This is a genomic window from Nocardiopsis sp. NPDC101807 (assembly GCF_044766605.1).
In the GTDB taxonomy this organism is placed as follows: Bacteria; Actinomycetota; Actinomycetes; order Streptosporangiales; family Streptosporangiaceae; genus Nocardiopsis; species Nocardiopsis tropica.
On sequence record NZ_JBIWMK010000019.1, the window covers coordinates 1 to 6,174 of the forward strand.

Here is a 6,174-nt window from a genome sequence, read left to right on the forward strand (position 1 = left end):
GCGTAGGCGACCACGTCCAGCGTGGACATGACCAGGCCCGCGCCGTTGCCGATGATGCCGACCTCGCCGTCGAGCTTGACGTAGTTCAGGCCCTTGGCCTTGGCGGCGACCTCGAGCGGGTCACCCTCCTCGGCGAAGGTCAGGCTCTCCAGGTCCTGGCGGAACTCGGCGTTCTCGTCCAGGGTGACCTTGCCGTCGAGGGCGACGACCCGGCCGTCCTTGGTCAGGATGAGCGGGTTCACCTCCGCGAGGGTGGCGTCCTTGCCGACGAAGGCGTCCCAGAGCTTGGTGATGATCTCGGTGGCGCCCGCGGCGGCGGCCTCGGGCAGGTTGCCCGCCTTGACGATCTGCGCGGCGACGTCGGCCGGAGCGCCCTTCAGGGCGTCGATCGAGATCTTCGCGACGGCGTCGGGGTTGGTCTCGGCGACCTCCTCGATCTCCATGCCGCCCTCTTTGGAGCAGATGGCGAGGAAGTCGCGGTTGGCGCGGTCGAGGAGGAACGAGAAGTAGTACTCCTCCGCGATGTCGGAGGCCTCCTCGACCAGGACACGGTGGACCGTGTGGCCCTTGATGTCCATGCCGAGGATCTGCTCGGCCTTGGCCTGGGCGTCCTCGGGGCCCTCGGCGACCTTCACGCCGCCGGCCTTGCCGCGACCACCGGTCTTGACCTGCGCCTTGACAACGACGCGGGGCTTGCCGGCAGCGGCGAACTCGTCAGCGATGGCACGTGCCTCAGCGGCCGTGCTCGCCACCTTCCCCTGGGGTACGGGAACCCCGTACTCTGCGAAGAGTTGCTTCGCCTGGTATTCGAACAGGTCCACGAGGGTCCGTCCTTGTAACTCGCTGGCTCAGGATGTCTACCGGGGTGGCCTCGTCCGGATCGGCTGTGACCTACTGGTACACGTCACACGCAGCAGGACCCCGAGGGGCCCCGCCGTTCACAGAGATCGAGATCGCCGCGGAGTCGCCACCCGCGACATGCGCAAAGCTTAGTCGCCTGAAATCCGGCCGCCGGACACCGGGGGCCGCTTCTCCGCGTCGGTCCCGGCCCAAATGCCGTCCATGCCGCACTGCGGAAGCGTCCGCGTGGGAAATTGTGTGACCAGCGACACCGCGAATAACACGACATGGGTGCATTGGCCGCGCCCCGGCCGCTCCGGCCCTGCGACCAACATCACGCCGCGGACCGCCGCGCGGGACCGGGCGCGGACAGCGCCCCTCCGGCCCGGCGCTCCCCGCCGGCGCCGCCGGAGTGTCAGGCCGCGTGCGCCGGGCGGACGTTCTCCCGAACCCAGTCGGCGATCTCCGAGGTGGGCGCCCCGGGGGTGAAGATCTTGGCGACCCCCAGGCGTTCGAGCTCCGCGATGTCCGCGTCGGGGATGATCCCGCCGCCGAACACCCGGATGTCCTCGGCGTCGTTCTCCCTCAGCAGCTCCATCACCCGGGTGAACATGGTCATGTGGGCCCCCGAGAGCACGGACAGCCCGATGGCGTCGGCGTCCTCCTGGAGCGCCGCCGCGACGATCATCTCCGGCGTCTGGCGCAGACCGGTGTAGATGACCTCGACCCCGGCGTCGCGCAGGACGCGGGCGACGATCTTGACCCCCCGGTCGTGCCCGTCCAGTCCCGGCTTGGCGACGACGATCCTTGCCGCACCCTCGGCCATGGCTTACCCCTCACGACGTGTTCCCCGCGGTCCGGCCCCTCCTTGTGGGAGGCCCACCGGGACGGGGTGGAGACGATGAACTCGTGTGAAGCGTAACGCAGGTCACTCGCGGGTGGCGGGCACGGGGACGGGTATCTTCCGAGCATGGGAGACGATGCCGCCGAATTCGACCGAACCAGCACAGAGGACCTGCGGGACCGCGCCGTCGAGCTGGCACGTCAGCGGTGGGACCTGCGCTTCTTCTGGCGTCTGCTCGGCCTCGTGCCCGCCGCGGAGGCCGCGGCCGGGAACGACGGGGCCAGCGAGGCGAGCGTCGCCCAGCTCTCCGGCTTCGTGTACGAGGCCCTCTCCGCCGAGACGGACCCCGGGGTCCAGGAGGCTCTGCGCCCCGTCTACGTCCAGTACCTCCTCGACCACGGGGAGGAGGCGGGCGACGCGGCCCCCGGGGACACCGGTCCGGGCGGGGCCCGGCCCGGCGGGACCGACGGCGACAGGGCTTCCTGACCCCTCGGGGTGCATGTCCGAAAACCGCCAGCGTCGGCCCCGGCCCATGGGTGACCATGGACAGTGTGATGGACGACGACCAGCGCTACCGCGCAGTACACAGCAGGGACTCCCGCTTCGACGGGGTCTTCTACACGGCCGTGCGCACCACCGGGATCTACTGTCGGCCGAGTTGCCCCGCCGTCACCCCGAAACGGGTCAACACCAGGTTCTTCCCCACCGCGGCGGCGGCCCAGGAATCCGGGTTCCGCGCCTGCAAGCGGTGCCGCCCCGACCTGACCCCGGGCTCGCCGGAGTGGAACCTGCGGGCCGACGTGGTCGGCCGCGCGATGCGGCTCATCCAGGACGGCGCCGTGGACCGCGGCGGCGTGGGCGCGCTGGCCTCCGCCGTGGGGTACAGCGAACGCCAGCTCAACCGGCTGCTGTCCGCCGAGGTGGGGGCGGGGCCGCTGGCCCTGGCCCGTACCGAGCGCGCCCAGACCGCACGGATCCTGGTCGAGACCACGGACATGCCGATGACGGACGTCGCGTTCGCGGCCGGGTTCGCGAGCGTGCGCCAGTTCAACGAGACGATGCGGGCGGTGTTCGACCGCTCCCCCACCGCGATGCGCTCGGTCGGACGCTCACGGGCCCCCGGCGCCTCGGAACCGGGGACGATCACGTTGCGGCTGCCCTACCGGGAGCCGATCGACCTGGCCGCGATGCTGCGGTTCCTCGGTGACAGGGCCGTCCCCGGGGTCGAGGAGTACCGGGAGGGCGTGTACCGGCGCACGCTCCCGCTCCCGCACGGAACCGGTGTCGCGGAGCTCTCGGCGGGTTCCGGACCGGGGCACGTGCTGTGCCGGCTGCGGCTGACCGAGACCCGCGACCTGGCCAGCGCGGTGCGCCGGTGCCGCAGACTGCTGGACCTGGACGCCGATCCGCGCGCGGTCGCCGAGGCCCTGGGCGGTGACCCCCTGCTCGGCCCGATCGTGTCGGCCCATCCGGGCATGCGCTCGCCGGGTCACGTGGACCCGGCGGAGCTGGCGGTCCGTGCGGTGCTCGGACAGCAGGTGTCGGTACGGGCCGCGCGCACGCTGGCGGGCCGACTGGTGCAGAGGTTCGGAAAGCCCCTGCCGGACGGGCTGGAGGTTCCGGGCGGCGGCCTGACCCACCTGTTCCCGGCCCCGGACGTCCTGGCCGGGGCCGACCCGGCGGGTTTCTCCATCCCCGTGGCGCGCGGAACCGCCCTGGTGGGTCTGAGCGGGGCCGTCGCCTCGGGCCGTGTCGACCTGGGACCGGGCTGCGACCGGGAGGAGGCCGAGCGGCGCCTGGTCGGGCTGCGCGGCATCGGTCCGTGGACGGCGGGCTACGTGCGGATGCGCGGCCTGGGCGACCCCGACGTGTTCCTGCACGGCGACCTGGGCGTCCGGGCGGCGCTGGAGGCCGGGGAGGCGTGGACCTCCCCGGCGGCGGCCGCCCGGAACGCACTGGGGTGGAGCCCGTGGCGCTCGTACGCCACCCACCTGCTGTGGGCGTCGCTGGGCGACGCCGCCCGGGCGCGGGAGGCGGGAGCGGTTCCGGACGGCGGGGCCGTGGACGGCCCGGTCGGGGCGCCGGCGGCCGTCGGGGCTGCGGGCCGCACCGGTTCCGCCGCGTGAGCGGGAGGCGGTGCGGGACGGCCTCGGGCGGGCCCGGTCGCGCGGTCGGGCCGCAGGCCCGCGACGGCGGGGAAGCGGTGGCCGCCGCCCGGTTGTTGGAACCGCTGGGCCCTCGGGGTCCGGTGGCCGTCGGCAAGGGAGGACGGACGTGAGGACGAGAGGGAACGGTATGGGCATCACACGGGCACCGGGCGCCGCGACACCCGGACAGGAGTCACTCTTCGCGGACGTCGGACCGGTCGCCCCCCGGCGGGGGCCGACCGTGGAGTTCCGGACCCCGCTGGAGGGGCCGACCCGGTACACCACGATGGACTCACCGGTGGGGCTGCTGACCCTCGTCGGCGACGGTGAGGCGCTGGGCGCGCTGTTCACGATCGCGAAGGACGGCAGTTCCCCGAGCGTCCCGGCGGAGTGGATCGCCGACGCGGCGCCGTTCGCCGAGGCGGTCCGGCAGCTGGACGCGTACTTCGCGGGGGAGCTGCGGGAGTTCGACCTGCCGCTGGCCCCCTCCGGGACCGAGTGGCAGCGCAAGGTGTGGGCCGGGCTGACGACCATCCCGTACGGGGAGACCGCGAGTTACGGGCGACTCGCCGAGGAGCTGGGGCGGCCGACCGCCTCCCGCGCCGTGGGCATGGCCAACGGTCGCAACCCGATCAGCATCATCGTCCCCTGCCACCGGGTCATCGGGGCCGACGGGACCCTCACCGGGTACGCGGGCGGTCTGGAGCGCAAGAAGTTCCTGCTCGGGCTGGAGGCCGGGGCCGCCTAGCGGCCCGCCCCGCCTCCACGCGGAACGGCCCCGGGAACGGGGCCGTTCCGCGTTCTCCACAGGAGGGAAACCGCTCTGGTCCCGCCCTCCGGAACAGGGTTGACTGGAAATCGGGGGGTCCCCGGGGGCGGGTCGCTTCGCCCTGCCCCCGTTCCGTTCGGCATCCCCTTCCCCTGCGGCATGCGCCCACCGCCGACCTCCCGGCGGGCTCCCGGGACGGCGCTCCTTCGCCTTCCACCCCTTGCAGGCGGGTATTCGCGTGGTTACCCTGCGGTAGCAATGCGGTCGAGACCCCATGACCGCGGAGCACCGTGTCGACCCCCCGTTCACCCACCCCCAAGGAGCAGCGTTGACACCCCCCACCTCCCCCTCCTTCCGCGCACGCCTTTCCCGGACCCGGTTCCTGGGTGCGGCCACCCTCTCCCTGACCGCCGCGGCCGCCCTGGTCGTCTCCGCCGGTGCGGCCCAGGCCCAGCCGGCGCCCGTGGACACCGCGCTCGCGAGCGCTCCCAACGTGGAGGTGACCGCGGACGGCGCCGCCGCCGAGGCCCTGCCCGGGGCAGCGCCCGGAGCGGCGGCCGAGGACGTGCTCGCCGACGCGGTCGTCGCCGACGTCCTGGAGGCCCGGGGCACCGGGCTCTCCGCCCTCGACGCCCGGGACCGCGACGTCCGGGTCGACATCCGGGAGTCTTCGGAAGGCTCAGCCTTCGGTGTCGCCATCGTGACCGCGCCCATGGGTTCGGAGGAGAGCCCCTACGCCTGGCTGTTCGCCGCGGACCACGAGGGCTCGGAGTGGACCGTCGGGCTGGAGGGCACGGAGGAGTTCTCGCAGATCCTCTCGTCGTCGACCCTGCTGGCCGAGGAGGAACGCGAGGCCGTCGCCGACTCCACGAACCCGGACGAGGTCTCCGCCTCCACCTACATCGGGGTGGGGCTGCCGTTCTCCATCGGCTCCTCGATGGTCATGACCGGCGGACCGCACGGCTTCAGCTCCGGCCACCCCTACAGCTCGGTGGACTTCGCCGGCGGCAACGGCCAGGCCCGTGCGGCCCGGGGCGGCTACGCCTACAGCCTCTGCACCGGCTGGACCCGGGTGATCCACGACAACGGCTACTCCACGGACTACTACCACCTGGAGGACTACCAGTGGCTGCCCGGTAACAACGTCGGCGTCGGCCACTACCTCGGAAGGCAGGGCAACAGCCTCTGCGCCGGCGGCTCGACGACCGGCGCCCACATCCACTTCGCGCTGAGGGCCTACACCGACCCCAACGCGGCCGGCTGGTACGTCCCCCTCCACGGAAGGACGCTGGGCGGCTGGACCTTCTACGAGGGCGCCGCCTACGGCGGATACGTCTACCGGAGCGGCGTGGGCACGGTCTACCCCGGCGGCTCGGTGTACAACTACGGGTTCTAGAACTACAGCTTCCGGGAACACCGGCTTCCGGAAACACCGGGTTCGGGAAACACTTCTTTCACAAACGCACAAACAAACACACAAAAAAAGAGGGGGCCGCCCAACAAGGCGACCCCCTCCCCACAAAAAACCGTGGCAGCGACCTACTCTCCCACCCCACCACAGGGCAGTACCATCA

At 72.5% G+C, this 6,174-nt stretch carries 6 protein-coding genes; 4 read left to right on the plus strand and 2 right to left on the minus strand.

The genetic code is table 11. The annotated features are described in order from the left end of the window. Together ACIRPH_RS31765 and ACIRPH_RS31770 are read right to left on the minus strand one after the other, a co-directional pair. The coding region (locus ACIRPH_RS31765; RefSeq protein WP_402921389.1) for an ATP-grasp domain-containing protein at positions 1–821 on the minus strand (821 nt) is incomplete at its 3' end. 434 nt (positions 822–1,255) lie between these two features. Then, entirely contained in the window at positions 1,256–1,666 is a 411-nt protein-coding gene (locus tag ACIRPH_RS31770) for a cobalamin B12-binding domain-containing protein (protein WP_267946591.1), read from the minus strand. Between the two features lie 144 nt (positions 1,667–1,810). On the opposite strand from ACIRPH_RS31770, the gene ACIRPH_RS31775 reads away from it, so the two are divergent. The 4 genes from ACIRPH_RS31775 to ACIRPH_RS31790 all read left to right on the plus strand — a co-directional run bounded on the left by ACIRPH_RS31775 (position 1,811) and on the right by ACIRPH_RS31790 (position 5,996). After that, the gene (locus ACIRPH_RS31775; protein ID WP_402921391.1) at positions 1,811–2,170 is read left to right on the plus strand and encodes a hypothetical protein; all 360 of its coding nucleotides are present in this window, start codon (positions 1,811–1,813) and stop codon (positions 2,168–2,170) included. Positions 2,171–2,226: 56 nt separating this feature from the next. After that, the gene (locus ACIRPH_RS31780) at positions 2,227–3,810 is read left to right on the plus strand and encodes an AlkA N-terminal domain-containing protein (RefSeq protein WP_402921394.1); all 1,584 of its coding nucleotides are present in this window, start codon (positions 2,227–2,229) and stop codon (positions 3,808–3,810) included. Between the two features lie 169 nt (positions 3,811–3,979). Beyond that, positions 3,980–4,579: a methylated-DNA--[protein]-cysteine S-methyltransferase gene (locus tag ACIRPH_RS31785; protein ID WP_402921397.1), complete on the plus strand. Its 600-nt coding sequence runs from the start codon at positions 3,980–3,982 to the stop codon at positions 4,577–4,579. A 349-nt stretch (positions 4,580–4,928) separates the two neighbouring features. Continuing rightward, positions 4,929–5,996, plus strand: a complete 1,068-nt coding sequence (locus ACIRPH_RS31790; protein ID WP_402921400.1) for a M23 family metallopeptidase — start codon at positions 4,929–4,931, stop codon at positions 5,994–5,996. Positions 5,997–6,174 lie beyond the last annotated feature (178 nt).

Bases quoted from the DNA above. Each gene is read 5' to 3' on its own strand.
- ACIRPH_RS31770 (WP_267946591.1), bottom strand. From the start codon at position 1,666: ATGGCCGAGGGTGCGGCAAGGATCGTCGTCGCCAAGCCGGGACTGGAC.
- ACIRPH_RS31775 (WP_402921391.1), top strand. From the start codon at position 1,811: ATGGGAGACGATGCCGCCGAATTCGACCGAACCAGCACAGAGGACCTG.
- ACIRPH_RS31780 (WP_402921394.1), top strand. From the start codon at position 2,227: ATGGACAGTGTGATGGACGACGACCAGCGCTACCGCGCAGTACACAGC.
- ACIRPH_RS31785 (WP_402921397.1), top strand. From the start codon at position 3,980: ATGGGCATCACACGGGCACCGGGCGCCGCGACACCCGGACAGGAGTCA.